Annotated in this window: 24 protein-coding genes; 12 read left to right on the top strand and 12 right to left on the bottom strand. The window is 71.7% G+C overall.

Features of this window, described 5'->3' with window-relative positions; genetic code table 11:
* The first annotated feature begins 11 nt into the window (after nt 1–11).
* The 7 genes from ACR9E9_RS15260 (at nt 12) to ACR9E9_RS15230 (ending at nt 7589) form a co-directional block, all read left to right on the top strand.
* Nucleotides 12–1781, top strand: coding sequence for a GMC family oxidoreductase N-terminal domain-containing protein (locus tag ACR9E9_RS15260; protein WP_435199954.1), 1770 nt, complete (start codon nt 12–14; stop codon nt 1779–1781).
* A 63-nt stretch (nt 1782–1844) separates the two neighbouring features.
* Nucleotides 1845–2600 (top strand): SURF1 family protein, encoded by a 756-nt coding sequence (locus ACR9E9_RS15255; RefSeq protein ID WP_435199952.1) that lies wholly within the window; start codon nt 1845–1847, stop codon nt 2598–2600.
* Complete coding sequence (locus tag ACR9E9_RS15250; RefSeq protein WP_435199950.1) at nt 2597–2950, top strand: DUF3817 domain-containing protein; 354 nt, start codon at nt 2597–2599, stop codon at nt 2948–2950. The genes ACR9E9_RS15255 and ACR9E9_RS15250 overlap by 4 nt, the downstream gene beginning before the upstream one ends.
* A gap of 102 nt (nt 2951–3052) precedes the next feature.
* Nucleotides 3053–4630, top strand: a complete 1578-nt coding sequence (guaA, locus tag ACR9E9_RS15245) for a glutamine-hydrolyzing GMP synthase (protein ID WP_435199948.1) — start codon at nt 3053–3055, stop codon at nt 4628–4630.
* 106 nt (nt 4631–4736) lie between these two features.
* Complete coding sequence (locus ACR9E9_RS15240; RefSeq protein ID WP_435199946.1) at nt 4737–5447, top strand: lysophospholipid acyltransferase family protein; 711 nt, start codon at nt 4737–4739, stop codon at nt 5445–5447.
* 4 nt (nt 5448–5451) lie between these two features.
* Nucleotides 5452–6795 carry a MurT ligase domain-containing protein gene (locus ACR9E9_RS15235; protein ID WP_435199944.1) on the top strand — a complete coding sequence of 448 codons (1344 nt, stop codon included), beginning with the start codon at nt 5452–5454 and terminating at the stop codon, nt 6793–6795.
* Entirely contained in the window at nt 6792–7589 is a 798-nt protein-coding gene (locus ACR9E9_RS15230) for a type 1 glutamine amidotransferase (RefSeq protein WP_435199942.1), read from the top strand. Before ACR9E9_RS15235 ends, ACR9E9_RS15230 begins: the two co-directional genes overlap by 4 nt.
* Nucleotides 7590–7591: 2 nt before the next feature.
* Here ACR9E9_RS15230 and ACR9E9_RS15225 read toward each other — a convergent pair whose 3' ends face one another.
* Both ACR9E9_RS15225 and ACR9E9_RS15220 read right to left on the bottom strand, forming a co-directional pair.
* On the bottom strand, nt 7592–8647 hold the full coding sequence (locus ACR9E9_RS15225; RefSeq protein ID WP_435199940.1) for a lysylphosphatidylglycerol synthase transmembrane domain-containing protein: 1056 nt from the start codon (nt 8645–8647) through the stop codon (nt 7592–7594).
* The gene (locus ACR9E9_RS15220; RefSeq protein WP_435199938.1) at nt 8644–9501 is read right to left on the bottom strand and encodes a PIG-L family deacetylase; all 858 of its coding nucleotides are present in this window, start codon (nt 9499–9501) and stop codon (nt 8644–8646) included. The genes ACR9E9_RS15225 and ACR9E9_RS15220 overlap by 4 nt, the downstream gene beginning before the upstream one ends.
* A gap of 42 nt (nt 9502–9543) precedes the next feature.
* On the opposite strand from ACR9E9_RS15220, the gene ACR9E9_RS15215 reads away from it, so the two are divergent.
* The 3 genes from ACR9E9_RS15215 to ACR9E9_RS15205 are packed head-to-tail and all read left to right on the top strand — an operon-like array spanning nt 9544 to nt 11678.
* Nucleotides 9544–10650 (top strand): glycosyltransferase family 4 protein, encoded by a 1107-nt coding sequence (locus tag ACR9E9_RS15215; RefSeq protein ID WP_435199936.1) that lies wholly within the window; start codon nt 9544–9546, stop codon nt 10648–10650.
* 11 nt (nt 10651–10661) lie between these two features.
* A complete protein-coding gene (locus ACR9E9_RS15210) occupies nt 10662–11309 on the top strand; it encodes an NUDIX hydrolase (RefSeq protein WP_435199934.1) in 648 nt (215 codons plus the stop codon).
* Nucleotides 11310–11342: 33 nt separating this feature from the next.
* Nucleotides 11343–11678: a hypothetical protein gene (locus tag ACR9E9_RS15205; protein WP_435199932.1), complete on the top strand. Its 336-nt coding sequence runs from the start codon at nt 11343–11345 to the stop codon at nt 11676–11678.
* Here the strand turns inward: ACR9E9_RS15205 and ACR9E9_RS15200 are convergent.
* The 3 genes from ACR9E9_RS15200 to ACR9E9_RS15190 form a co-directional block, all read right to left on the bottom strand.
* Complete coding sequence (locus ACR9E9_RS15200) at nt 11650–12624, bottom strand: type IV toxin-antitoxin system AbiEi family antitoxin domain-containing protein (RefSeq protein WP_435199931.1); 975 nt, start codon at nt 12622–12624, stop codon at nt 11650–11652. The genes ACR9E9_RS15205 and ACR9E9_RS15200 overlap by 29 nt on opposite strands.
* Nucleotides 12625–12692: 68 nt before the next feature.
* A complete protein-coding gene (locus ACR9E9_RS15195; protein ID WP_435199929.1) occupies nt 12693–13682 on the bottom strand; it encodes a quinone oxidoreductase family protein in 990 nt (329 codons plus the stop codon).
* A 17-nt stretch (nt 13683–13699) separates the two neighbouring features.
* Nucleotides 13700–14530: a uracil-DNA glycosylase gene (locus tag ACR9E9_RS15190; protein WP_435199927.1), complete on the bottom strand. Its 831-nt coding sequence runs from the start codon at nt 14528–14530 to the stop codon at nt 13700–13702.
* A 105-nt stretch (nt 14531–14635) separates the two neighbouring features.
* On the opposite strand from ACR9E9_RS15190, the gene ACR9E9_RS15185 reads away from it, so the two are divergent.
* Nucleotides 14636–14977, top strand: a complete 342-nt coding sequence (locus ACR9E9_RS15185; RefSeq protein ID WP_435199925.1) for a TfoX/Sxy family protein — start codon at nt 14636–14638, stop codon at nt 14975–14977.
* A 48-nt stretch (nt 14978–15025) separates the two neighbouring features.
* On the opposite strand, the gene ligD is transcribed toward ACR9E9_RS15185, so the two are convergent.
* Genes ligD through ACR9E9_RS15170 form a run of 3 tightly spaced genes read right to left on the bottom strand, consistent with a single transcriptional unit; the run spans nt 15026 to nt 17914 of the window.
* Complete coding sequence (gene ligD / locus ACR9E9_RS15180; protein WP_435199923.1) at nt 15026–15994, bottom strand: non-homologous end-joining DNA ligase; 969 nt, start codon at nt 15992–15994, stop codon at nt 15026–15028.
* A gap of 23 nt (nt 15995–16017) precedes the next feature.
* Nucleotides 16018–16608, bottom strand: a complete 591-nt coding sequence (locus ACR9E9_RS15175; protein ID WP_435199921.1) for a GNAT family N-acetyltransferase — start codon at nt 16606–16608, stop codon at nt 16018–16020.
* 25 nt (nt 16609–16633) lie between these two features.
* Complete coding sequence (locus ACR9E9_RS15170) at nt 16634–17914, bottom strand: MFS transporter (RefSeq protein ID WP_435199919.1); 1281 nt, start codon at nt 17912–17914, stop codon at nt 16634–16636.
* A gap of 59 nt (nt 17915–17973) precedes the next feature.
* On the opposite strand from ACR9E9_RS15170, the gene pcrA reads away from it, so the two are divergent.
* Nucleotides 17974–20430 (top strand): DNA helicase PcrA, encoded by a 2457-nt coding sequence (gene pcrA, locus ACR9E9_RS15165; protein ID WP_435199917.1) that lies wholly within the window; start codon nt 17974–17976, stop codon nt 20428–20430.
* A 55-nt stretch (nt 20431–20485) separates the two neighbouring features.
* Here pcrA and ACR9E9_RS15160 read toward each other — a convergent pair whose 3' ends face one another.
* From ACR9E9_RS15160 to ACR9E9_RS15145, 4 genes are read right to left on the bottom strand one after another with little or no spacing between them, the layout of a single operon-like run.
* Entirely contained in the window at nt 20486–21451 is a 966-nt protein-coding gene (locus tag ACR9E9_RS15160; RefSeq protein ID WP_435199915.1) for a LysR family transcriptional regulator, read from the bottom strand.
* Between the two features lie 12 nt (nt 21452–21463).
* A complete protein-coding gene (locus ACR9E9_RS15155) occupies nt 21464–22681 on the bottom strand; it encodes an acyl-CoA dehydrogenase family protein (RefSeq protein WP_435199913.1) in 1218 nt (405 codons plus the stop codon).
* Nucleotides 22682–22707: 26 nt separating this feature from the next.
* Entirely contained in the window at nt 22708–23913 is a 1206-nt protein-coding gene (locus ACR9E9_RS15150; protein ID WP_435199911.1) for a CaiB/BaiF CoA transferase family protein, read from the bottom strand.
* Nucleotides 23913–25289 carry an MFS transporter gene (locus tag ACR9E9_RS15145; protein ID WP_435199910.1) on the bottom strand — a complete coding sequence of 459 codons (1377 nt, stop codon included), beginning with the start codon at nt 25287–25289 and terminating at the stop codon, nt 23913–23915. Before ACR9E9_RS15145 ends, ACR9E9_RS15150 begins: the two co-directional genes overlap by 1 nt.
* Between the last annotated feature and the right edge of the window lie 144 nt (nt 25290–25433).

The raw sequence follows: 25433 nt of genomic DNA, 5'->3' as shown, positions 1-25433 counted from the left end.
ACGCGGCCGCGGTGGACACCGACGTCCTGGTCATCGGCTCCGGCTTCGGCGGCGCGGTCGCCGCCCTTCGCCTCTGCGAGAAGGGGTACCGGGTCACCGTCCTCGAGGCGGGACGACGATTCGAGGACACGGACTTCGCGAGGACGAGCTGGGACCTGAAGAACTTCCTGTGGGCGCCGAAGCTCGGCTGCTACGGGATCCAGCGCATCCACCTGCTCAAGGACGTGATGATCCTCGCCGGTGCCGGTGTGGGTGGCGGCTCGCTCAACTATGCCAACACCCTGTACGTGCCCCCGCCGGTCTTCTTCGAGGACCGCCAGTGGGGACACATCACCGACTGGCAGTCCGAGCTGAAGCCCCACTACGACATGGCCAGCTCGATGCTCGGTGTCGTGACCAACCCCTGCGACGGGCCGGTGGAGCAGGCCATGCGATCGGCTGCCGAGGAGATGGGGGTCCCGGAGACCTTCATGAAGACACCGGTCGGGGTCCTCTTCGACGCCGACGGGGGACACGTTCCCGGCAGGACCGTCGCGGACCCCTACTTCGGTGGTGCCGGGCCCGAGCGGACGATGTGCACCGAGTGCGGGAACTGCATGGTCGGTTGCCGCGTGGGCGCGAAGAACACGCTGATGAAGAACTACCTCGCGCTCGCGGAGCGGCTCGGCGCCCGGATCCTCCCCCTGCGGACCGTCACCCGCGTCGGGATCGTGCCCGGGTCGGTCGAGGACGGTGAGGAGATCTACCGGGTCCGCCACGAGGCCACGGATGCCCGGGGCGAGAAGACCGCTCGGGTCACGACAGCCCGCAACGTGGTCGTCGCCGCGGGCACGTGGGGCACCCAGAACCTCCTGCACGCGATGAAGGAGGAGGGAGAGCTGCCGCGGCTGAGCGACCGGCTCGGTCAGCTGACCCGGACGAACTCCGAGGCCCTCGTCGGGGCGCTGGCCTCCACGCCCCCGACCGGGGCGGACGACCTGACGAAGGGGGTGGCCATCACCTCCTCCTTCCATCCCGATGACAGCACCCACATCGAGAACGTGCGCTACGGCCGCGGGTCGGACGCGATGGGCCTGCTCACCACGCTCCTCGCGCCGCCGCGCACGGGGACGACCCCGCGTTTCCTCAAGCTGATCGCGAGCCTGCCGCGGAACATCCCCGCTCTCAGGTCCTGGTTCCCGCCGGGCCGCCACTTCGCCGACAGCACGGTCATCGGTCTGGTCATGCAGAGCCTGGACAACTCGCTGTCGACGTCCTTGCGCTCGGGTCCTCTCGGTCGACGGTTGACCTCGCGGCAGGGGCACGGCGAGGCGAACCCCACGTACATCGAGGCCGGGCACCGGGGGATCCGCGTCATCGCCGAGCAGATGTCCCAGAAGCTGGGGCAGCCCTTCCACGCCGGGGGCACGTGGAGCGAGGCCCTGGACATCCCGCTCACCGCGCACTTCCTCGGGGGAGCGGCGATCAGCGACTCCCCGGCGACCGGTGTCATCGACCCCTACCACCGGGTGTGGGGGCACCCGGGGATCTCCGTCGTCGACGGATCCGCGGTCTCGGCGAACCTCGGGGTCAACCCCTCGCTGACGATCACCGCCCAGGCCGAGCGGGCCTTCTCGCTGTGGCCGAACCGCGGTGAGCGCGACGCCCGGCCCGGCCAGGGGGAGCGCTACGAGCGGCTCGACCCGATCGCGCCCCGGGTGCGCGCCGTGGAGCGCTTCACCCACGCCAGCGCGCGGGTGGACCTCGGGATGCCGCGCCCGGTGGCAGCCGAGGTGCGATGAGCCCCGCACCCCCCTGAGCCACCGCGCGGTCCCGGGCCCAGATCACCCACGTACCCTGAGCAGGTGCTCCGGACCGCCCTTCGCCCCAGATGGTTGGGGCTGCTCGCCCTCGCGGTGGTCCTGGCGGTCCTGTGCATCATCGCGGGGCGCTGGCAGTGGTCGGTCGCCCACGACGTGGCTCGGGCCGATGCGGTCCGCGAGGTCCAGGACCAGCCGGTCGAGCCGCTCGGTGAGGTCATGGCACCGCACGAGTCCTTCCCGGACGGCGGCTCCGGACAACGCGTGAGCACGCGCGGGGAGTACACCGGCGACCAGGTGATCGTCGTCGATCGCCTCCTCGACGACGTCGAGGGACTCTGGGTCGTCGAGCGATTCGTCGTGGAGGAGACCCGGGCCAATGTGGCCGTGGTGCGCGGCTGGATCCCGAAGGGGGCGACCCCGCCGAAGGCCCCGAGCGGCACCATCGAGCTGCTCGGGTCATTGGCTCCCAAGGAGGCCCCCGACGAGGGCGGCCTCCCCGAGGGCCGGATGACCTCGGTGGACATCGCGCAGCTGGTCAACACGTGGCCCGGCGAGATCTACAACGGGTTCGCCTTCGCGATGGAGGAGGACGGCACGGCGGCGGCCCCCGGCCTGGAGCGGGTCCCACCGCCGCTGCCGGACACCTCGTTGAACATCCGGAACGTCATGTACGCGTTCCAGTGGTGGATCTTCGCGGCCTTCCCGCTGTGGATGTGGACGAAGATGGTGCGCCAGGCGGCGCACCGGGACGATGCACCGGCCCGCGCGGCCGTGGAGACGAAGGAGCACGTGGCGTGAGCACCAACCAGACGAAGAGCGCACCCGACGCCGACCCGAGGGCGGTCACCAGCGCCCTGGCCTTCTTCCGGGGGAGTGCGGTCGTCGCCGGTCTGGCGATGTTCGTCCTCATCGTGGAGATGGTGCTCAAGTACGGCCTGGACAACGACGTGCTGTCTTGGTGGTCCCCGGTGCACGGCCTGATCTTCATGGTCTTCGCGGTCGCGACCGCGAACCTCGGCTTCAAGGTCGGGTGGTCGGTCGCTCGGATGATCGTCATCCTGCTCCTCGCGTGCATCCCCTTCCTCGCCTTCGTGGAGGAGCGCCGGGTCGTCCGCGAGATCGGCCCCCTCACGACCGCATCTGCCTAGGCAGATGCGACCTCCGGCCGGCGAGATCGGCCCGCTGACCACCGCATCTGCCTAGGCAGATGCGGGCGCCGGCGTGGCCCGGCACCCCGGTAGCCTGTGCGGGTGACGGAAACGCTCAAGACCTCCCCGGTCCTCGTCGTCGACTACGGCGCCCAGTACGCCCAGCTCATCGCCCGACGGGTGCGTGAGGCGAAGATCTACAGCGAGGTCGTGCCCCACACCACCCCGGTGGGCGAGCTGCTCGCCAAGGAGCCGGCAGCGGTGATCCTCTCCGGTGGGCCCTCGTCGGTCTACGCCGAGGACGCACCGGGCCTGGATGTGGCCCTGCTCGAGGCGGGGATCCCGGTCTTCGGCATGTGCTACGGCTTCCAGGCGATGGTCAAGGCGCTCGGGGGCACCGTGGAGCGGACCGGCCTGCGGGAGTACGGCTCGACCCGGGCCCAGGTGAGCGACCGCGAGTCGACCCTCTTCAAGGGGCAGCCGGCCGAGCAGTCCGTGTGGATGAGCCACGGCGACTCCGTGATCGAGGCCCCCGAGGGCATGCGGGTCACGGCGAGCACCTCCGCCGCGCCGGTCGCGGCCTTCGAGGACGACGAGCGTCGCCTCTACGGGGTGCAGTGGCACCCCGAGGTCATGCACTCGACCTTCGGCCAGCCCGTCCTGGAGAACTTCCTCGTCCACGGCGCCGGGCTCACCCCCGACTGGACCGCGGACAACGTCATCGAGGAGCAGGTCGCGCTCATCCGCGAGACCGTCGGCGAGGACCGGGTCCTGTGCGCCCTCTCCGGTGGCGTGGACTCCTCCGTCGCGGCCGCGCTCGTGCAGCGTGCCGTCGGTGAGCAGCTCACCTGTGTCTTCGTCGACCACGGACTGCTCCGTGAGGGCGAGGCCGCCCAGGTCGAGGAGGAGTTCGTCGCGGCCACCGGCGTCAAGCTCCTCGTCGTCGACGCCAGGGAGCGTTTCCTCGGCGAGCTCGCCGGGGTCACCGACCCCGAGGAGAAGCGCAAGATCATCGGCCGTGAGTTCATCCGCGTCTTCGAGCAGGCGGCGCGCGACGTCGTCGGCGAGGGCGCCGACGAGGGGCACCCGGTCAAGTGGCTCGTCCAGGGCACGCTCTACCCGGACGTCGTCGAGTCCGGTGGCGGCACCGGGGCGGCGAACATCAAGTCCCACCACAACGTCGGCGGTCTGCCCGAGGACCTGCAGTTCAAGTTGATCGAGCCGCTGCGCGCCCTCTTCAAGGACGAGGTGCGCGAGGTCGGCCGCGAGCTGGGTGTGCCCGACCCGATCGTCGACCGGCAGCCCTTCCCCGGCCCCGGTCTGGGCATCCGGATCATCGGTGAGGTCACCGAGCACAACCTCGACATCCTGCGTCGCGCCGACGCCATCGCCCGCGAGGAGCTGACCGCGGCCGGCCTCGACCGGGAGATCTGGCAGTGCCCCGTCGTCCTGCTGGCCGATGTCCGCTCGGTCGGCGTCCAGGGCGACGGACGCACCTACGGTCACCCGATCGTGCTGCGTCCCGTCTCCTCCGAGGACGCGATGACGGCCGACTGGACCCGGGTGCCCGGCGACGTCCTCGCCCAGATCTCGACCCGCATCACCAACGAGGTCGAAGAGGTCAACCGCGTGGTGCTCGATGTCACGAGCAAGCCCCCGGGCACCATCGAGTGGGAGTGAGCCGAGCCTGTCGCCGGGGGGTCCGGGCCCATCGCCCGGGCGGGGCTCCCCGTCCTGCGGTGAAACGCACGTCATCGCAGCGGGCCCGAGTGACTACCCTGATGACGTGAACAGCTATACCGCGATGCGCGCCAGCGAGTGGCTCCTGCGCAAGGTGCTCGTCGGACCCCCGCTGATGGCCTTTCTCCGCGTGCGCGTGGAGGGCCTGGAGCACGTCCCGAGGACCGGGCCGGTGATCATCGCGAGCAACCACCTGAGCTTCATCGACTCGATGATCATCCCGCTCGCCGCGGGTCGCAAGGTCGGCTTCCTCGGCAAGGCCGAGTACCTGGAGGGCCGCGGCATCACCGGCTGGCTCAAGCGGGTGTGGTTCGGCGAGTTCGGCGGCATGATCTCGGTCGACCGCTCCGACGCCCGCGCGGCCGCCCGCTCCCTCGAGGTCGCCGAGGAGCACCTGGCCGGCGGTGGCGCCTTCGGCATCTACCCCGAGGGCACCCGCAGCCGCGACGGGAAGCTGCACAAGGGACGCACCGGCGTGGGGCGGCTGGCCGCGGCCACGGATGCCGTGGTCATCCCGTGCGGGCTCACCGGGACCGACCGGGTCCAGCCCGTGGGGACCAAGGGCCTGCGCCCGCACCGGGTGACCGTGCGGTTCGCCCCACCCGTTGATGTCGACACCCGGCGCGAGCAGCACGTCAAGACCCGGCTGTACCGGGCGATCACCGACGACGTCATGGACGCCATCGCCGAACGATGCGGTCAGGAGCGCAGCGCCGACTACGCCGACCGCCCCGGACCCGGCGCCCCGTTAGGGTGACCCGGTGCTGAGAACGACGATCGCCGCCCTGGCCGGCAAGGCCGCCCGCCGCGCCGCCCGCATCCGAGGCGGTGGCTCCGGTGGCTCCGCCCTGCCCGGCCTCGTCGCGGAGAAGGTCGACCCCGGTTTCCTCGCCCACGCCCTCGCCGATGTCTCCGGCGGGATCGTCGTCGTGTCCGGGACCAATGGCAAGACGACGACGACCAAGATGCTCGTCGCGGTCCTGCGGGCCCACGGACAGCAGGTCTTCACCAACCCCACCGGCAGCAACTTCACGCGCGGCGTCATCTCGGCGATGCTCGCGGAGATCACGCTCCGTGGCCGGCTGCGGGCCGACATCGCGGTCCTCGAGCTCGACGAGGCCCACGCCCTCCACTTCGCGCGCGCCGTCGCACCCACGCACTCCCTCCTGCTCAACGTCGCCCGCGACCAGCTCGACCGCTTCGCCGAGATCGACCACACCGCGCGCCTGCTGACGCAGCTCGCGGCGATGACCACTGACGGCGTCGTCCTCAACCGGGACGACCCCTTCGTCAACCGCATCGCCACCGCCCTCGACCCGGGCATCGACGTCACGTGGTTCGGTCTCGACGCCTCCGCAGCAGACCGCGCCGGCGAGCTCTCCGAGCACGACTCCCGGGAGCAGGACGACTACGCACCGCCCGTCCCCGGCGCCCGCGACGGTCTCCTCGACCCGGTGGACGAGCAGCAGCTGCGCATCACCTTCGGTGCCGAGGGCGAAGGGGGCCGGGTCGGCCCGGTCTCGCTGCGCCAGCGCGGGCTCGCCGCGATGATCAATGCCACGGCCGCGACGACGACCGCCAAGCACCTGCTCGGGGCGGACTTCCGGTACGAGGCCGCCGAGCAGGCACTGCGGACGGTGGCACCGCCCTTCGGCCGGGGGGAGATCATCGACGCCGACGGCACGCCCCTCGAGCTCGTCCTCGTGAAGAACCCGGCGGGCTTCACCGTCGCGCTGGGCACCTACGGCAGCACCCCCACCGCGACGATGATCGCCATCAACGACGACTACGCGGACGGTCGGGACGTCTCCTGGCTCTACGACGTGAGCTTCGAGTCGCTGCGGGAGAAGGGAGTCGCCCTCACCACCGGGGTGCGTGGCTGGGACATGGCCCTGCGCCTGCAGTACGACGACGTGCCGGTCGGGGCGACCGAGGTGGACCTGGCGCAGGCCCTGGACACCTTCCTCGCCGACCACGCGGGTGAGCCGAAGCGGATCTTCACCTCGTACACCGCGATGCTCGCGCTGCGCCGGATGCTCGGTGAGCGCTACGACCTGCCCGAGATGGGCGTCGACGCCCCGGACACCAGTGGAGAACCCGCATGAGCGACCCCCGCGACGTCACCATCCTCGGGGAGCCGGCCACGTCCCATCGGCCGGCCGACCCGGGTCACGAGGGCAAGGGCGAGATCCACCTCGTGCACATGTACCCCCGGGAGATGAGCATCTACGGCGACCTGGGCAACACCCGGTGCCTCGCCGCCCGCGTGCGACGCCACGGCTATGTCCCGGTCGTCCACCAGCACCACCCGGGCCAGCCCTTCCCCGAGACCGCGCACCTCGTCGTCGGCGGGGGCGGGCAGGACTCCGGCCAGGCGAAGGTCGAGGAGGACCTCGAGCGCCACGCCGACCGGCTGCGCGGCCTGGCCGCCGACGGTGCCGCCATGCTGATGGTCTGCGGCATGTACCAGCTCTTCGGCAATGCCTTCGTCACCGTCGAGGGGCAGACCCTGCCCGGCCTGGGGATCCTCGACGTGACCACCCAGGGCAACGCGACGCGGATGATCGGGCCCGTCGTGCTGTCCACGGACTTCGGTGACGTCGTCGGCTACGAGAACCACTCGGGCTCCACGACGCTCGGGGCGGGGCAGACCCCCTTCGGCCGGGTCCGGCACGGCAGCGGCAACAACCGCAGCGACGGGACCGAGGGCGCGGTCTCCGGGCACGTCGTGGGCTCCTACCTCCACGGCCCGATCCTGCCGGCGAATCCCCGCCTGGCGGACGCCCTCATCGGGTGGGCGGCGGAGCAGGCGACCGGCCGTGACTTCCAGCCGGCCGAGCTCGACGACGAGGTGGCCCGGCAGGCGCACGCCCGGCAGGTGAGCCGCCTGCTGGGCTGAGGTCAGTCCGCGACGGCGGCGACCTCCTCGGCGCTGGCCCTGGGCATGATGCTCCACGCGATCCAGCCGATGGCGCCCAGCGGGATCTCGAGCAGGTGGGTGAAGATCGAGAAGATCACGACTGCGGCCATCGACGCGGCCGGGTCCGCTCCCCAGGCGACGAGCGCGGCGGCGGTGCCCGTCTCGGTGACCCCGAGCCCGCCGGGGGTGATCCCGACCGCGGTGAGGAGCCGACCGATCGCGTAGGCCGCGAAGAGCTGGCCGAAGGGGAGCTCGATCCCGGTCGTCGACGTGCACAGCAGGAAGAGCACGTAGTACAGGCCGAAGAAGCCGACCATGCCGAGCGTCATCGACAGCCAGCCGGTCCGCACGGTCGCTGCGGTCCGCTCGCGCATCCCGGTGAGCGCGACCTCGACCCGGTCGGTGGGCCTGCGGCGGACCGCCTGCACGAGCCGGTCGATGCCCTGCCCGAGGGAGCGGGCCCCCCGGTCGGTGGCGACCGCCAGGACGAAGAGGGAGATGACCACGCCACCGGTGACGACCGCCGCCCACGCGGCATCGCGCATGCTGCTCGGCAGGTCCGTCGCGCCCCAGGACAGTCCGACGATGGCGATGATCGGCAGCGCGGCTCGGGCGAGGACATTCCACACCCCGGTCACCACCGCCATCGTCGTCACGGCAGCGGTGGAGAAGCCCCAGGACCTGGCGATCGAGAAGGTCGCCGCAAGACCGACGGCGCCGCCACCGGGCAGGAGGTTCGAGACCGATGAGCCGCAGACGTTGAGGATCAGCGCACGGGTGTGGCCCAGACCGGGCATCGCCCCGGTCATGACGAAGGTGTAGCAGTAGAGGCCGCAGACGACGAGCGCGGTGAAGACGAGCGACTTCCACCACGGCACCGTCCCGAGGACCTCGAGGACCTCGGACCAGGACGTCTTGGCGAAGTACGGCAGACCCCACCAGAGCATCCCGACCGCCAGACCGAGCCCCAGGGTGACCTGGAGGGTCCGCACGAGGGGCGAGGTGCGCTGCGCGGTGGACGCGCTCGGGGCGCTCACGACAGGCCCGCGAAGACGTCGGTGTGCGCGGTGCCCGCAGGCGCGTCCGGATCGACGAACCACTCGCGCCCGAAGACGAGTCCGAAGACGGGTCGGGGGATGCGCGCCAGCATCCCGAGCGTGCGGTCGCCGCCCGCGGAGTCCGTGGCCTGGCTCGCATGGGCTCGCATCGAGGCCCGCTTGGCCGGCGTGTGGGGGCGCACCGGGATCCGGTGCGTGATGTCCGCCCTCGCCGAGAAGGCCCGGTCGAAGCCGGCGCGGTCGAACTCGGGCGGGAAGCGGTAGACCCTCGCCACGAGGTCGATGGCGCGGCAGAGGAGGTCACGAGGGAGGGTCGCCCACAGGACGGTGACGGGGAGGCCGCGCTCGCGCACGATCTGCGCGGCGCGGGCACCCACCTCGTGCACGCGCACGTGGTCCCGGTGCCCGTACCCGCCGCGCGGGTCGTAGGTGGTCAGTACGTCGGCGCGCTCCTCGAGGAGGACGGCGGCGAGGACCTCGGCTGCCTCGTCGAGCGGCACCCCGACGAAGCGGCGCCCGCCGGGCGGGTCCGGGGGGACCTCGGCACCGCTCCCGCTGTCGGCGAAACCGAGCTCGACGGTGCGCTCGACCCCGAGGGCGTCTGCGCTCGCGGCCAGCTCGCGGCTGCGGGTGGAGGCGAGGGCATCGCCCGTCGTCCCGAAGGCGGCCTCGTCGGTCAGGCCGAGGGCACCATCGGTCGCGACGACGAGCACGACGCGGTGGCCCTCCGCGGCAGCCCGGGCCATCGTCCCTGCCGTGAGCAAGGCCTCGTCGTCGGGGTGGGCGTGGAAGAGCACGAGGGTGCGGCGCAGGCCGGGTGCTGGCTGGTCCATCGTGGGAAACCCTGCCACACCCTCCCGTGGCACCCTTGAGCCGTGAAGGTCGCCCTCCTGTCCGACTGCTATCCGCCGCGTACCGGTGGCATCGAGTCGCAGGTCAGCGACCTGGCCACCGAGCTGCACCGGGCCGGGCACGCGGTCGAGGTCTTCACGGCGACGCCGGGGGCGAGGGGCGGCCACGGCGGTGCGGTCGAGGTCGTCGACGGGATCCGCGTGCACCGGATGGCCCTGCGACTGCCCGGTGGTCTCCCGGTCAACCCGCTCGCGCCGCCCGAGGTGCGGGAGCGACTGCGGCAGGGTGGCTTCGATGCCGCCCACGTCCACCTCGGGGTGGTCTCTCCCTTCGCCTGGGACATGGCGCGGGTGACCACGGACCTCGGTCTGCCCACGGCCCTGACCTTCCACTGCGTGCTCGACCGGGCGGCACCGGCGCTCCGGCCGATGCTGCGCGCGTGGACCCGAAGGGGAGCGGTGCTCTCCGCGGTCTCCGGCTTCGCGGCCGAGGGGGTGCGGCGTGCGGCACCGGGCGAGCCGGTCGCCGTGCTGCCCAACGGCGTCGATCCGCAGGCGTGGCCGGTGGGGCAGGCACGGCCCGCGGCGCGCCCGGTGACGGTGGTGACGGCCACCCGGCTCGCGCCCCGCAAGCGGGTCGTCGCGCTGCTGCGGGTCATCTCCGCGGCCGTGGAGAGGCTCGGCCCCGGCGCACTGACGCTGGAGGTCTACGGGGACGGGCCCCTGCGGCCCCTGCTCGAGAGGCGCATCGACGCCCTCGGGCTACGGGACGTGGTCACGCTGCGTGGCCGGGTGCCGCGCTCGGACCTCGCGCTCGCCTACCGTGAGGCAGATGCCTATCTCTCGCCGACACGACTCGAGGCCTTCGGTATCGCGGCCCTGGAGGCCCGTACCGCAGGGCTGCCCGTCATCGCTCGCGCCGACTCCGGGGTGCGTGAGGTCGTGACCGATGGTCTCAGCGGGCTCCTCGCGAGCGACGATGACGGACTGGTGGATGCGCTCGTGCGCCTCGCCGCCGATGCGACGCTGCGCACCCGCCTGGCCCACCACAACGTCACGACACCACCGGTGCAGACCTGGGACCGGGTCGTCGGCCTGGCCCGTGCCGAGTACCGCCGAGCCGGCGCATGAGTGTGGTGGTCGTGGCCCAGCACGTCGGGAGGTGGCCGCTCCTGCAGGGGCGTGACCCGGTGGACGTGCTCGCGGAGCACGGCCTCGCGGGAGAGCCCCTGCGCGCGGTGCGGGGGCCGGCCGACGAGGTCGAGCTGCACTACGAGGTGGCGCCGCGAGAGGTGGTGGCCGCCCCGACGCCGACGCCGACCCCACCCGGAGCGCGCCGGACCCAGCGGTTGGGTGCCTATGCGGTCGTCGTCGACGAGGGACGGCTGCTCATGTCGCAGCTGGCCGACTGGGTCCCCGGGGGTGGAGGCCTGTGGACGCTGCCCGGTGGCGGTATCGAGCCGGGGGAGGAGCCGCTGAGCGGAGTCGTGCGGGAGGTGCACGAGGAGACGGGTCAGACGGCCATCGCCGGGAACCTGGTGCAGGTGCAGTCCGCGCACAGAGTGGGTCCGGACGCGTCCGGCGGGAGGTCGCACGAGGACTTCCACGCGGTCCGGCTGATCCATCTGGCGACGTGCCCCCTGCCGACCCCCGCCAGGGTCGTCGAGGTGGGCGGATCCACCGGCGCTGCTGCGTGGGTGCCGCTGGGTCAGGTGCCGGGCCTCCAGCTCGGCGACATGGTTCGGCGGGCGTGGCCCTTCGTGGCCGGCGGTGAGTCCTACCCCGTGTAGGAGACGCCGATCGCCTCACCTACCCTTGGGGCCATGGAAGCCCTGCGCCTCGTTCTCTACGTCCTCCACATGGTCGCGATGCTGGCCATCGTCGTCGGCCCGCTCGTCGCCGGCCGCGGGCACCTCGTCCAGGTCTGGGGCGCGCGGATCCAGCTGTTCATCGGTCTCGGACTGACCGGCATCGCCGAGGCCGGTGATGACCCGGTCAACCACGCGAAGATCGGTACCAAGCTCGTCATCATGATCGCCGTCCTCGCCTGCGCCGAGATCGGCAACGCCAAGGGCAAGCGTGGCGAGAACGGCACCACCCTCGCCTGGGTCGCCGCCGGGCTCGCGGTCGTCAACGCCCTCGTCGCCTTCCTCTGGTGACCTGAGCCGCTCCCGTCACGGTGTGTCGGACTGCAGTTGGCGCCCCGACCTCGCCGAGTCGGGCGAGATCTCGTGCCGTTGACTGCGAACTGCAGTACGACACGCGTTGCCGCACGACCCATGCGATGACCTCGCGCACCCAGTCGGGGTGGAACATCACGTGCTCCCACGCGAAGCGCAGCACCACCCAGCCGGCGATCGTCATCTCGTTGTAGCGGTGGCAGTCACGCACGATGTCCCGGCGTGAGGCGTGGAACTCATGACTGTCGGCCTCGAGCGCGACCCGTGGCCCCGGGGCGCCGACGTCGCAGTGGAGCACCACGCCGCTGCGCAGGGTGATCGGCTGCTGTGTGGTCCAGAGGGGCCCGGTGGCCTCGACCGCGAGCCCCCGCAGTCCCGACTCGAAGGGGTTGGCGGCCCCGGGAGAGGCCAGGTCCAGGAGTTCGCGCGCCCGCGCGCGCCCGGTGCGGGGCAGGAGGGCCCCGGTCAGGTCGGTCCGGGTGACCGCCCCGGACCGCACGGCCGAATCGGCGACCGCCAGGGCCTCGGGCATCGGGAGGTCACGGGCACAGTCGATGACCGTGCGCAGGGGTGTCGTGGCGAGGCCGTCCACGTCCTGCTCCGGGAGCGTGCGGAAGCGCAGGGTGACCCCGTCGGGAACGGGGACCCGTCGATCGCGCGAGACCATCAGCTCGGGCTCTTCGGGCCCGTGCAGCACTCCCCAGTCGTGGTGCAGGGCTGCGCTGCGGTGGCTGAGGACGGCACCGACTGCGGCTGCCCCCTTCGCGGCACCCTCGAGCGGCAGGCCGTAGACACCACGCCGGTGCCGGACGATCTCGCCCCGCCCCAGCGCCGTCTGCAGGGTGCCTGCGGTGACCACCTCGAGCAGCTCGGCCCGGGCGGCCGTGCCGCCGCTCTGGGCGAGGCGAAGGGAGATGACGCTCACCCGCCCAGCGTGACCGAGTCCGACGCGTCGTCCGCCGGGCTGTCCACAGGGGTGTCCACGACAGGCGGTCAGGGGATGAGCAGCAGCTTGCCGCTCGTGGCCCGACCCTCGAGCGCGCGGTAGGCGTCCGCGGCCTCGGCGAAGGGGTACCGGCCGCCGATGGCGATGTCGAGCCGCCCCCGGGAGATGTCCTCGAAGACCTCGCGGCCCCGCATGAGCAGCTCCTCTCGCTCGTGGATGTAGTGCGCCAGCGAGGGGCGCGTGACGAAGAGGGACCCGCCCGAGTTGAGTCGCTGCAGGTCGAAGGGAGGCACCTGCCCCGACGCCCCGCCGAAGAGGACGAGCGTCCCGCGGGGGCGCAGCGACGCGAGCGAGGCGTCGAAGGTCGTCCTGCCCACCCCGTCATAGGCGACGTCGACGCCCTTCGTCGCACCGATGCGCTCGGCGGCCGCCGCGATGTCGCCGGCGAGGTCCTGGGTCGCGGAGTAGTCGACGACCTCGACCGCCCCGCGCGAGCGGGCGACCTCGAGCTTCTCGGGAGAGCCCGCGGTGGCGATGACCCGGCCGCCCCGCGCGGTGATCATCTGGGTGAGCAGCTGACCCACCCCACCGGCGGCGGCGTGCACGAGGGCGACGGTCCCCTCCTCGACGGGGAAGCAGCTGGTGACGAGCGCATGAGCGGTCATGCCCTGCAGCATTGCGGCGCAGGCGGTCTCGAGGTCCACGTCATCGGGCACCGGGACCAGTCGGTCGGCGTCGGCGATGACGAGTCCGGCGTGGACCCCGTCGGCCATCGACCACGCGACGCGGTCCCCCACGGCGACGGCGGCTCCCTCGCCGACCTCGCGAACCGTGCCCGCGGCCTCGACTCCCTGCACATAGGGCGGGTGGGTCGGGTACGTCCCGGAGCGCTTGTAGGCGTCGATGAAGTTCACCCCGCCGGCAGCGACCGCGACGAGCGCCTCGCCGGGTGCGGGCGCGGGGACCTCACGTTCCTCGAGGGCGAGCACCTCCGGTCCTCCGTGGCGGGTGACGACGAGAGCAGTGGTGGTGGTCATGACGCACACCCTAGGACTCAGAGCGAGGCGATGACCTCGTCGAGCATGGTCTCGGTCAGCTTGCCGGTGAAGGTGTTCTGCTGGCTCACGTGGTAGCACCCGACGAGGGCGACCTCGCGGCCCTGCGGCGTACGCAGGGTCGCCCGGGCCCCGTGCCCGAAGGCGGGCTTGGGCCGCGGCACCTCCCAGCCCGCGTGGCGCACCCCGGCGATCGTCGTGTCCCACCCGATCGAGCCGAGGCACATGATCGAGCGGACGTGGGGTGCGCTGCGCGCGAGGTCGGCATCGAGCCAGGGCGCGCAGGTGCGCTTCTCCTGCGTCGTCGGCTTGTTCTGCGGCGGGGCGCAGCGCACGGGGGCGATGATGCGGACCCCGTCGAGCTCGAGGCCGTCGCCGGCGGCCCGGGACCCGGGCTGGCTCGCGTACCCCGCACGGTGGAGCGCGCCGTAGAGCCAGTCGCCCGACCGGTCGCCGGTGAAGTTGCGCCCGGTCCGGTTGGCCCCGTGCGCGGCGGGGGCGAGCCCGACGACAAGGACCGGGGCATCCACCGGGCCGAAGGCGGGTACCGGCCTGCCCCAGTAGGGCTGGTCGACGAAGGCGGCCCGCTTGCTCACGGCCACCTCCTCCCGCCAGGCGACGAGGCGGGGGCAGGCCCGGCACACCGAGATCCGGGCGTCGAGCTCGGCCTGGCCGACCGCTCCCTTCGCCAGGCGCTGCACGCGGGTGGCCGTCCGGGCGACCGGTGTGTCGTGGGTGGCCACGTCGTCCGGCCACCCGGTCCCCGGCGGCACCGGTGAGGCGAAGGGGGCGCCCGTCACCGGGTGGGGGAGCGGCACGGACTCGGGCATGCCGTCACGATCCCACACCCCGTCCCCGCCGTCGGGTCGATGTATCACCGAGCCCCCGGAGGCTCGGTGATACATCGACCGGAGCGGGGTGCGGGTCGACGGGACGTGGGAGGCTGGACCATGGCCGTCGACGAGCACCTGGCGAACCGCGTGCGCTCCGCACTGTCCGACCGCGGGATCGAGTGGGAGGAGAAGCGGATGTTCGGCTCGCTGATCTTCATGGTCGGCGGATCGATCGCCCTCGGTGTGCGCGGTGGGGGCGGCCTGCTCGTCCGCTGCGACCCCGACGAGAGCGCGTCACTGCTGCGCGAGGCCGGGCCGATGTACGCGGAGGTGGCCACCATGGGCGCGAAGGACATGGGCCCCAGCTGGCTCGACGTCTCTCCCGATGCCGTCGACGACGACGAGGGCCTCGAGTGCTGGGTGGCTGCGGCGCTGCGTCGCTAGGGACGCCTCCGCCCACGACCCGGTCGATGTTCGAGGGTGGGCCCTGCCTCACTCGGATACATCGACCGGGGGGTCGGCGCCCTGCGCCTCGTCACGCTCGGCCCACTCCAGCAGCGGTGTCAGGTCGTGCGCCACGTCGTCGATGCCCGCGTGCAGGTCGCCCAGCCGCTCGACGCGCTCCGGCACCGTCGCGATGGTGCACTCGGCCGGCTCGACGTCGGCCACCTCGTCCCAGCGGATCGGGGTCGACACCGTCGCCTCGGCGGTGCCGCGCACGGAGTAGGCCGCGGCGATCGTGTGGTCGCGGGCGTTCTGGTTGTAGTCGACGAAGACCGTCGCGGGATCCCGGTCCTTGCGCCACCACGTCGTCGTCACCTCGTGCGGCGCCCGCCGCTCGACCTCGCGGGCGAAGGCGAGCGCGGCCCGGCGCACGTCACCGAACTCCCAGCGCGGCTCGATGCGCACGTACACGTGCAGCCCGGACCCGCCTGAGGTCTTGGGGAAGCCGACGATCCCCAGCTCGTCGAGAACCTCGTGCACGACGCCGGCCACCTGCCGCACCCGGTCGAAGGGAGCATCCGGCATCGGGTCGAGGTCGATCCGCCACTCGTCGGGTCGGTCGACGTCGGCGGAGCGGACATTCCACGGGTGCAGCTCGACGGTGCTCATCTGCACGGCCCAGATGATCTGGGCGAGCTCGGTCGGGCACAGCTCGTCGGCGTCCAGGTCGTACCGCGGGAAGTGCAACCGCACGGTCTCCACCCAGTCGGGAGCCCCCTTCGGCAGGCGCTTCTGGTGCACCTTGGCGCCGGTGACCCCCTTCGGGAAGCGGTGCAGCATCGTCGGCCGCTCCCGGAGCGCGCGCAGGATCCCCTCACCGACGGACAGGTAGTACCGCGCGAGGTCGAGCTTGGTCTCACCCCGGGCGGGGAAGTAGACGCGCTCGGGGCTGGAGATGCGCACCGAGCGGTCCCCGACGTCCAGGTGGACGTCCTCGCCGTGCTCGCCGCGGGCCATGACCCGAGCCTATGCCTGCCCGGTCAGGAGATGCGGGCTCCGGCGGGGCGGTCCGAAGGGAGGGTCGGTACCCAGTAGCGCCGCTCGCCGCCGCGGGAGTCCTCGTGCTCGCCGCCGGCCCCCTCGATGATCGCCCGGGAGGCGGCGTTGTCCTCGGCGCAGGTGATGAGCACCCGCTCGTGACCCATCTCCGCTGCCAGCTCGAGCGTCTGGCGCAGCGCGGTGCTCGCGTGACCCTGCCGGCGGGCGGAGGGGCGGATCGAGTAGCCGATGTGACCACCCCTCTCGAGCAGGACGTCGGTGAGCTCGTGCCGGAAGGCCACCGACCCGAGGTACTCCTCGCCCTCGACGACCCAGAGGAAGGTGCATGGCACCCGACCGCTGGGTCGCGGTGTCTCGGGCAGCTCCTCGGCGCGACGCGAGCGCACGAAGCGGCGGAACTCCTGCGGGTCCTCCAGCCCCGCTCGGGTGAAGGCGAACCCCGCGAAGCCGGTGGTCGGGTCGGCCTCCTGGGCCAGGTCCCCGTCGCCGTCCCGGTGCTCGTCAGCGAACTCGTCGGTGGCGGCGAGGTAGGAGTGCTGGTAGCGGGCGTCGGGGCGCACGATCTGGGACATGCGGCCAACCCTATGACGACGCGGATCAGCCGACGGGGTCGACAGGCAGGGGGTAGTCGCCCTCGACGACGGGCGTGATCGGACCGGACGGGGCCCGCAGCGTGCGCACCTGCGGCGAGAGCAGCGCGAGCAGGCTGGAGAGCACGATGAGCCCCGCGCACACCAGCAGCGCCGGCCGGGCGCCGAGGTGCACGGCGGCGGGTCCGGCGAGGAGCACCCCGACGGGGCCGAAGACCATCGACCCGAAGGCGTCGTAGGAGGCCACCCGGGAGAGCGCCTCGGGCGGGACCTCACGCTGCATCGTCGTCTGCCACAGCACGGTGAAGGTGTCCATGCCCAGCCCCATGAGGAACCCACCGAGGACGATCAGCGGCAGCGGGGCCCCGAGGCCGAGGAGCAGGTACGGCACGGCGGTGGTCGAGGTGAGCAGGACGGCGACGAGGATCGGGCGACGGGGGCGGATCCGCAGGGCGATGAGCACCCCGACGAGCATGCCGACCGCCTCGCCGGTGAGGATGGCCGACCAGGCGCCGGCGCCGCCGAGCTCGGCCTGGGCGACGACCGGGCCGAGCACGGTGTGCGCCCCCTGCCAGGCGAGGACGAGCAGCGCGAACTGGGCCACGACGACCCACAGCCACTGACGGGAGGCGAACTCCTGCCACCCTTCGCGCAGCTCCGCCACCGCCGAGGTGCCGCCCTCGCGACCGGGGCGTGGCGTGGACCCGATCCGCCAGGCGAAGGTGGCGGCGCAGGCGTAGACGAGTGCGGCACCGATGAGGGCCCACCCGGGGCCGATGAGCACGACCACGGCTCCGGCGGAGACCAGGCCCGTGATCCGGGCGACATTGGCGCCGACGGCGAGCAGCGCGTTCGCCGCCTGGAACCGATCGCGCGGGGCGACCTCGGGGATGATCCCTGAGAGCACCGGCCACACCACGGCACCGGCGAGCCCGGTGAGCACGGCGAAGGCGCACAGGACGGGCAGGGGAGCCCAGCCGGTGATGAGCATCGTGCCGATCCCGAGCCAGGCGATCAGCGAGAGGCACTCCCCGGTGAACATCACGAAACGGCGGGGGTAGCGATCGGCGACGACGCCACCGAGCAGCAGCCCGAGGACGTGGGGGACGGCCTCGGCGGCGACGACGATCGACAACGTGCCGGCGTCCCCACCCGGCAGGTCGAGCACACCGAAGGCGAGCGCCACGGGCGCGAAGGCCAGGCCGAGCATGGACAGCGTCCGGGCCCCGAAGAGCGACGCGAAGCGGCGCTCGCGCAACAACGTCAGGTCGTCACGGAGGGGGCTCACCGCGGCACCGTACTCGGGCGAAGGGGGTGTCGGCACCGCGACGTAGGCTGGATGCCGACATGAGCAGCCTCTTCGATGACCTTCCCGATGCCCTGCCCGGAGACTGGACCACGGACGTGTCCGACTCCGGCGTGCCCTCGTGGGCGATGTCCGACGAGGGCCCGACCCGGTCCGCGCACGCCCCCCACCGGTCCGCGCACGCGATCGACCCCGAGGAGCTCGTCGCCGGGCTCAACGATGCCCAGCGCGAGGCGGTCGTCCACGACGGCGGCCCGTTGCTGATCATCGCCGGTGCCGGCTCGGGCAAGACCCGCGTGCTCACCCACCGGATCGCCCACCTTCTCGCGACGAAGGGGGTCCAGCCCGGCCAGGTGCTCGCGATCACCTTCACCAACAAGGCCGCGGCGGAGATGCGCGAGCGGGTCGAGGAGCTGATCGGTCCCCGGGCCAAGGCGATGTGGGTCATGACCTTCCACTCCGCGTGCGTGCGGATCCTGCGCCGCGAGGCGACGAAGGTCGGGATGAAGAGCAACTTCTCGATCTACGACGCGGCGGACAGCCAACGACTCATCGCGCTCGTGATGCGTGACCTCGACCTCGACGCCAAGCGCTTCCCGCCCCGGGCCTTCGGGCACCGGATCAGCAACCTCAAGAACGAGCTCGTCGACGAGGAGGAGTTCGCCCGCAGCGTCGGTGGTGACGAGGACGCGCAGGACCCGGGCGGTACGCACCAGGACCGCACCCTCGCGGAGGTGTACTCGGAGTACCAGCGGCGGCTGCGGCAGGCCAATGCCCTGGACTTCGACGACATCATCATGACGACCGTGCACATCCTGCAGGCCTTCCCGGACGTCGCCGAGCACTACCGGCGCCGTTTCCGCCACGTCCTCGTCGACGAGTACCAGGACACCAACCACGCGCAGTACCAGCTGGTGCGCGAGCTCGTGGGTGGGGCGAGCGAGGCGCCGCGCGCCGAGCACGCGGTCGAACCCTCCGACCTCGTCGTCGTCGGTGATGCCGACCAGTCGATCTACGCCTTCCGCGGGGCCTCGATCCGCAACATCATCGAGTTCGAGCAGGACTACCCGAACGCGCGCTCGATCCTCCTGGAGCAGAACTACCGCTCGACGCAGACCATCCTCACCGCCGCCAATGCGGTGATCGAGCGCAATGAGTCCCGACGCAAGAAGAACCTCTGGACCCAGGCCGGAGCGGGCGAGTCGATCGTCGGATACGTCGGCGACAACGAGCACGACGAGGCCGCGTTCATCGCCAAGACCATCGACGAGCTCCACGACGAGCACGGCGTCCGCCCGGGAGACGTCGCCGTCTTCTACCGGACCAACGCCCAGTCCCGAGCGATCGAGGAGGTCTTCGTCCGCGTCGGCCTGCCGTACAAGGTCGTCGGGGGGACGCGCTTCTACGAGCGCCGCGAGGTCAAGGACGCGCTGGCCTACCTGCACGTCATCGCCAACCCCGCGGACACCGTCAACCTGCGCCGGATCGTCAACGTGCCCAAGCGCGGCATCGGTGACCGGGCGCAGATCGCCGTCGCCCAGCTCGCCGAGCGGGAGCGGATCCCCTTCGTCGCCGCCCTCGGCCGGGTCGATGACGCCCCGGGGATCGCCACCCGGTCGGCCACTGCCGTGCGTGGCTTCACCACCCTCCTGGAGGGGCTGCGGGAGCAGCACGAGAGCGAAGGGGGGATCGGGGACCTCCTCGAGGCCGTCCTGGAGCGCACCGGGTACGTCGCCGAGCTGCAGGCGAGTCGCGACCCGCAGGACGAGACGCGCCTGGAGAACCTCGCCGAGCTCGTCGGGGTCGCGCGCGAGTTCGACGCGACCCGGGAGGCGACCGGTGAGGTGCTCAGCCTCGACGACTTCCTCGAGCAGGTCAGCCTCGTCGCCGACGCCGACGACATCCCCGAGGAGCCCGCCGACGGTGAGGAGGGTGTCGACAAGGGTGTGGTCACGCTGATGACCCTGCACACCGCCAAGGGCCTGGAGTTCCCCGTCGTCTTCCTCACCGGCATGGAGGACGGCACCTTCCCGCACAGCCGCAGCCTCAGCGACAGCACGGAGCTGGAGGAGGAGCGCCGGTTGGCCTACGTCGGCATCACCCGGGCACGAGAGCGGCTGCACCTGTCACGGGCCGCCGTCCGCAGCGCCTTCGGGACCCCCCAGTACAACCCACCCTCACGCTTCCTCGACGAGATCCCCGAGCACCTCATGGCGTGGGAGCGGACCGGTCCGCCCCTCGGGGGGTTCGCCGGCTCCCGGGACGCTCGCCCGCCGGCCGTCGCGCGCCTCGCCGCCCGCCCGGGGGTGCGCTCGCCGGGCAACCGTCCGGTGATCGCGCTCGCCGACGGCGACAAGGTCACGCACGACAGCTTCGGTCTCGGGACGGTCATCCGGGTCGAGGGCGAGGGCGACAAGGCGATGGCCCACGTCGACTTCGGGGGAGAGGACGGCGTCAAGCGCCTCCTGCTGCGTTACGCCCCGCTCGAGAAGCTCTGAGGAGAGCGGCGTCGCACAGGCCTGCTCCTCACCAGGGTGCGGCGTCGTTGCCTGGCTACACCGCGTGTTCCCGGGCGGCGATCGTGGCCTCCACGAGGCCGAGACCCGTGCGCTGGTGGGCGTCGATCTCGGCGAACCAGGCCGACAACGCCGATCTGAGGTCGTGGACGAATCGGGCAGCGGCGGGCCCGAGCGCGTCCGCCCGATGCACGACCCCGAAGTCGGTCGTGATGGTTGGCTGCGTCTCGAAGATCTGCGCGCCGGCATCGCTCGCCGCGATGCACATGCGCAGAGGCAGGAAGGCCTGCATGCCGCTGCGGAGGACGAAGGTCAGTTGCGATGCCCGCGACGGGACGGTCGCCCCGATCCGTGCAGAGATGCCGTGCTCGGTCATCGCCTGGTGCACGGGGTCGTCCTCGCGGCTGTCCGCCGGCCTGACGACGAGGGGAAGGTCGGTGAGCGCCTCGAGGGGGACGGGACCGCCGGCACCCGGGATCGTGGACCCGGGCGGCCGCACGAGCATCATGCGCTGAGAGCCCAGCGAGACGAACTCCAGGCCGGGGCGCATCTGTGCGGCCGCCGTGAACCCCAGCTCTGCGTGGCCGGCCGCGATGTGGTCCAGCAGCTCCGTGGCGGTATCCGTCTCGGTGATGTCGAGGCGGACGTTCGGGAAGGCGCGGGTGAAGCTCGAGGCCCAGGCAGCCACGGCCTCGCCCGACATCTCGGGAGAGCACGCAATCGTCAGTGCGCCCTCCTGGAGGACCCTCGAGCGGCGCATCGCGTCCTCGATGGCCACCACGCCCTCGACCACCGACCTGGCCAGGGGCAGCAGCGCCAGGCCGGTGGGCGTCGGCATCAGCCGGCGGCCGGTCCGGTGGAAGAGCGTCACCCGCAGCTCGCGCTCCAGGGCGCGAACCGCTTGGGACAGCGTCGGCTGCGAGAGCATCAGGTGCGAGGCCGCACGCCCGAGTCCCTCGTGGTCGACGATCGCGAGGAAGTACTCCAGCTGCCGCAACTCCACCCGTCAGTCGTATCAGGATTCGGCAGCTGGTGTGCCGCGGGTGACCCGGTAGGTGTCGGGAAGAACTCCTGCGGTGCCCACGTGCCCGACGACGGCGCGCCCGAGGTTGCGCTCGTGGATCGGCGAGGACCCCTCGTAGATGCGCAGTGCGCGGACGTCGCGCCACATCCGTGGCACGGGGTGGTCACCCACGATGCCTTCGCCACCGAGGAGCTGAACGCACGCGTCCCCGACCCGGCTCGCCATCTCGGAGGCGAAGAGCTTGGCCGCGCTGATGCGGTGTCGCGGGATGGTGCCCTCGTCGAAGGCGCGGGCTGCCTCGACCGTCAGCGCCCTCGCCGCCTCCATGTCGGCGAAGCACCGCCCCAGGTCGGCCTGGACCGCGCCGAGCTCGGAGAGCGGGGCGCCGAACTGCTGCCGCTGGTCGAGGTGGCGGGCCGTCTCCTCGAGCATGCGGGTCGCCTGTCCGACACACGTGGCGGCGACATGGAGGCGCGCGTGGTTGATCCCCCGCAGAGCGACCTGGAATCCGGAGCCCAGCGAGTCCCCGACGAGAGAGCTCTTGGGGACACGGACCTCGTCGAGGTCGACTTCCGCGACCGGTCCCTCGGCATGACCATTCATCCGCTCCGGGATGCACGTGCTCACCCCTGCCGCGTTGCGCGGGACCAGGAACGCCGAGACGCCCCGGGCGCCGGGGACACCGCCGGTTCGGGCGAAGACGATGAGCAGGTCGGCCCAGTGCGCATTGGTGATGTACCTCTTGTGGCCCGAGAGCACCCACGTGTCGCCGTCCTCCGTGGCCGTGGTGGTCAGCGCGGCCGCATCCGAGCCCGCGTCCGGTTCGGTCAGGGCGAAGGCCGTGACCATGCTCCCTTCGGCCATGCGGGGCAGCAGCGTCGCGCGCTGCTCCTGTGTCCCGTGGTCGAGGATCCCCTGGGAGCTCAGGCCGATGGTGGTCGAGAATCGCGATCGGTACACGCACGACGCCCGGGTGAACTCCATGGTCAACGCGACCTGTTGCTGCATCGTCCACCCCAGGCCGCCATGGGAACGGGGGATGGAGATGGCGAACAGTCCAGCGGTCGCGATGGCGTCCATGACGTCACTGGGGACCTTCCCGTCACGGACCATCCGGTCCTCCGACGGGATGAGGGTGTCGTCGGTGAGGGACGCGACGTGGGACAGGTAGTCGTCGAATCCAAGTGAAACCACGGTGGGGTCGATCATGAAGGTCCTTCCTCTGGTGTGACGTGTCACGCGGTTGTGACGACGACTCCGCGGTCCAGCAGGTCCGCGATGTCGTCGGGGGTTCGCCCCAGCTCGGCCAAGATGTCCTGACTGTGCTGTCCCACCGCCGGCGCGGCCTCGGTGGTCGCCAGTCGCCGCCCATCGAGGGTGAACGGGAGCCCGGGGACGTCGTAGGCGCCTGCCGGTCCGGAGGCAGCGACGATCAAGGCGGACGCCGACAGGTCGGCGTCCCGTCCGATCTCGTCGAAGCCCCGGATGGCGCCACACACCACCCCTGCGGAGGTGAGCAGCGCGACCGCCTCGTCACGGTTGAGGCGCTCGAACTCACACCCGAGTTCCGTGAGCAGCTGCTCCCGGTGTGCGACTCGGCTCTCGTTGCTCGCGAAGCGTGGGTCGGTGAGGAGGTCGGTCCGTCCGAGGGTCGTGCACAGCGCCCGCCACTTCTGGTCGACGTACGCGGACACGACGACCCAGCCACCATCGGCCGTGGCCAGGACGTCCGCGGCCGGCGCGGCGAGTGCCTGGCCATTGCCTCGACGTGACGGAACCCGTCCGGTGAGGCCGTACTCGGCCCAGTTCGAGGCCTGGGCGTGGACGATGGCCTCCATGAGCGAGGTCTCGACGACCGCTCCGGCGCCGGTACTCGATCGGCGCAACAGCGCTGCGAGCACCCCATTGCTCAGGGCCTGTGCCGCAACGACGTCCGCGATGGCAAACCCCACCCGCAGTGGCTGACGATCGGGCTCACCGGTGACGGACATGACGCCGAACTCGGCCTGGGCCGCGATGTCGAGGCCGATCCGCTCCCGTGAGGGTCCGCGGGTGCCGAAGCCGGTGACGAATCCGTAGACGAGGCGGGGGTGGCGCCGGGTCAACGTCGATGCATCCACCCCCAGTCTTTCGCTGACACCGTGTCGGAAGTTGTGGAGGACCACATCGGCCGAGGCCACGAGGTCGGTCACCACGCGTGCGCCTTCGGGTGAGCGCACGTCGAGAGCGAGGCTGCGCTTGCCGCGATTGTTCGCGCGGATCATGGCGTCGCCGAACATCCCGACGCTGCGTGCCTGGTCCCCGCCGGGGGCCTCGACCTTGATGACGTCGGCGCCGAGGTCGGCCAGGTTCTGACCAGCACCCGGCGCGGCGATGTACTGCCCGAAATCGACCACGCGGATGCCGTCGAGGAGTCCCGCAGTGGTGCCTGCCGCGGCCATCAGAGCACGCTGCTCTCACGGCGACGCCGAGTCTCTTCCACGAGAGCGGCGCGCGAGCGGGCCGGGTCGAGGAGGTATCCGCCGATGACGGCGAAGACGCAGATCGTCAGACCCACGATGAGGAACCCATTGGCATACCCCTCGGCGACGGTGGCCCCGGCGTCGACGATGACCCCGAGGACGTAGGGGGCGACGATCCCCGCCACGCTGTAGGCAGCGATGATGCAACCGAAGAACCCGGGGCGGTGTCGAGACGGAAGGAAGTCGGCTGCGCCGGCGAAGGCCACCGAGAAGGCGACGCTGTTGATGGCGAAGGCACAGACGACGAGGACCAGCTGCAGGCGGCCGGGTGACACCTGCGTGAAGGCGATCATGCAGACGCCGGCGAAGACGAGGTAGGCCGTGGTGAGCCAACCGCGGGCCACGTGGGAGGAGAATCCTCGGCGCAGAAGATGCCCGGAGAGGAGGCCGGCCGTGAGCAGGACGACCACTGCTGCGAGATAGGGAAGGGTGACCAGCCAGCCGACCGCGCTGGGGGAGTAGCCCATGCCGTCGCCGAGGAAGGAGGGCAGCCACGCGACCTTCAGCGACGAGATGAGGTAGCCGGCGAAGGAGAGCATGGCCAGACCCCAGAAGCTGCCCGTCTTGAGGAGGCTGGTCAGTGGGACGTCGATGTCGCCGTCCTCGTGGACCTGCCCGGTCGTGGCCGTGCCCAGGACGTCGGATCGGGTCTGGCGGCGCATTCCCGGCTCGCCCCGGACGACGAGCAGCCAGACCACCGTCCAGACGACGCCGATGGCGATGAGCGCCATGAAGGAGGCGTGCCATGACCAGGTGAGGATGACCCACGTGAGCGTCGGGGCAGCGATGAGTGGGCCGATCGACGACCCCGCGTTCACCACGGCTCCGGCGAAGGCTCGCTTCTCCGGGGGAAACCGGTCAGCGACGATGCTCTGGCACAGTGCGTGCGCCGGACCCTCGAAGAAGCCCAGCACGACGCGGGAGGCGATGAGTACGCCGAAGGTGGTGGGGACGGTGAGCGGCAGCATGGACAGGCCCCAGGCCGTCATCAGTGCTGCCCCGGCGAAGAGGTAGCCGACACGCTTGAACCACAGGGTGAGCACGACCGCGCCCACGGCGAAGAGCCAGAAGAAGGCACTCGAGACCAGGCCGTACTGGCTTTCGGAGAGGCCGAGATCCTCCTTGATCTCCCCTGCTGCGAGCCCGATCGCGGCCTTGTCCGCGAAGTTGAGCGTGAAGAAGACGAGCAGCAGCGCCACGATCGCCCAGCTACGGGCCGATGTCCCGGTCGGCGTCGTGCGCTCCGCATCCCGGTCCTCGACGGATCGGACTGCTGTCGGGTGGTTCGTTGCCATGGTCACTTCCTTGTGATGGCGGGGGTGGGCGGCTCTGCAACCACACCACCCGGCCGAACCGGCAACAAGACTCGAATCGCCTCAGGGGCCCTTCGCCCACAGTGAACTCACGCGGTGGCGTGCCGACACCGTGCGGCCTGCCAC

Source organism: Janibacter sp. GS2 (genome assembly GCF_051200835.1).
Lineage (GTDB): Bacteria > Actinomycetota > Actinomycetes > Actinomycetales > Dermatophilaceae > Janibacter.
Note: the sequence above shows the minus strand (reverse complement) of the source record. Positions and strands in the feature narration are given on the sequence as shown.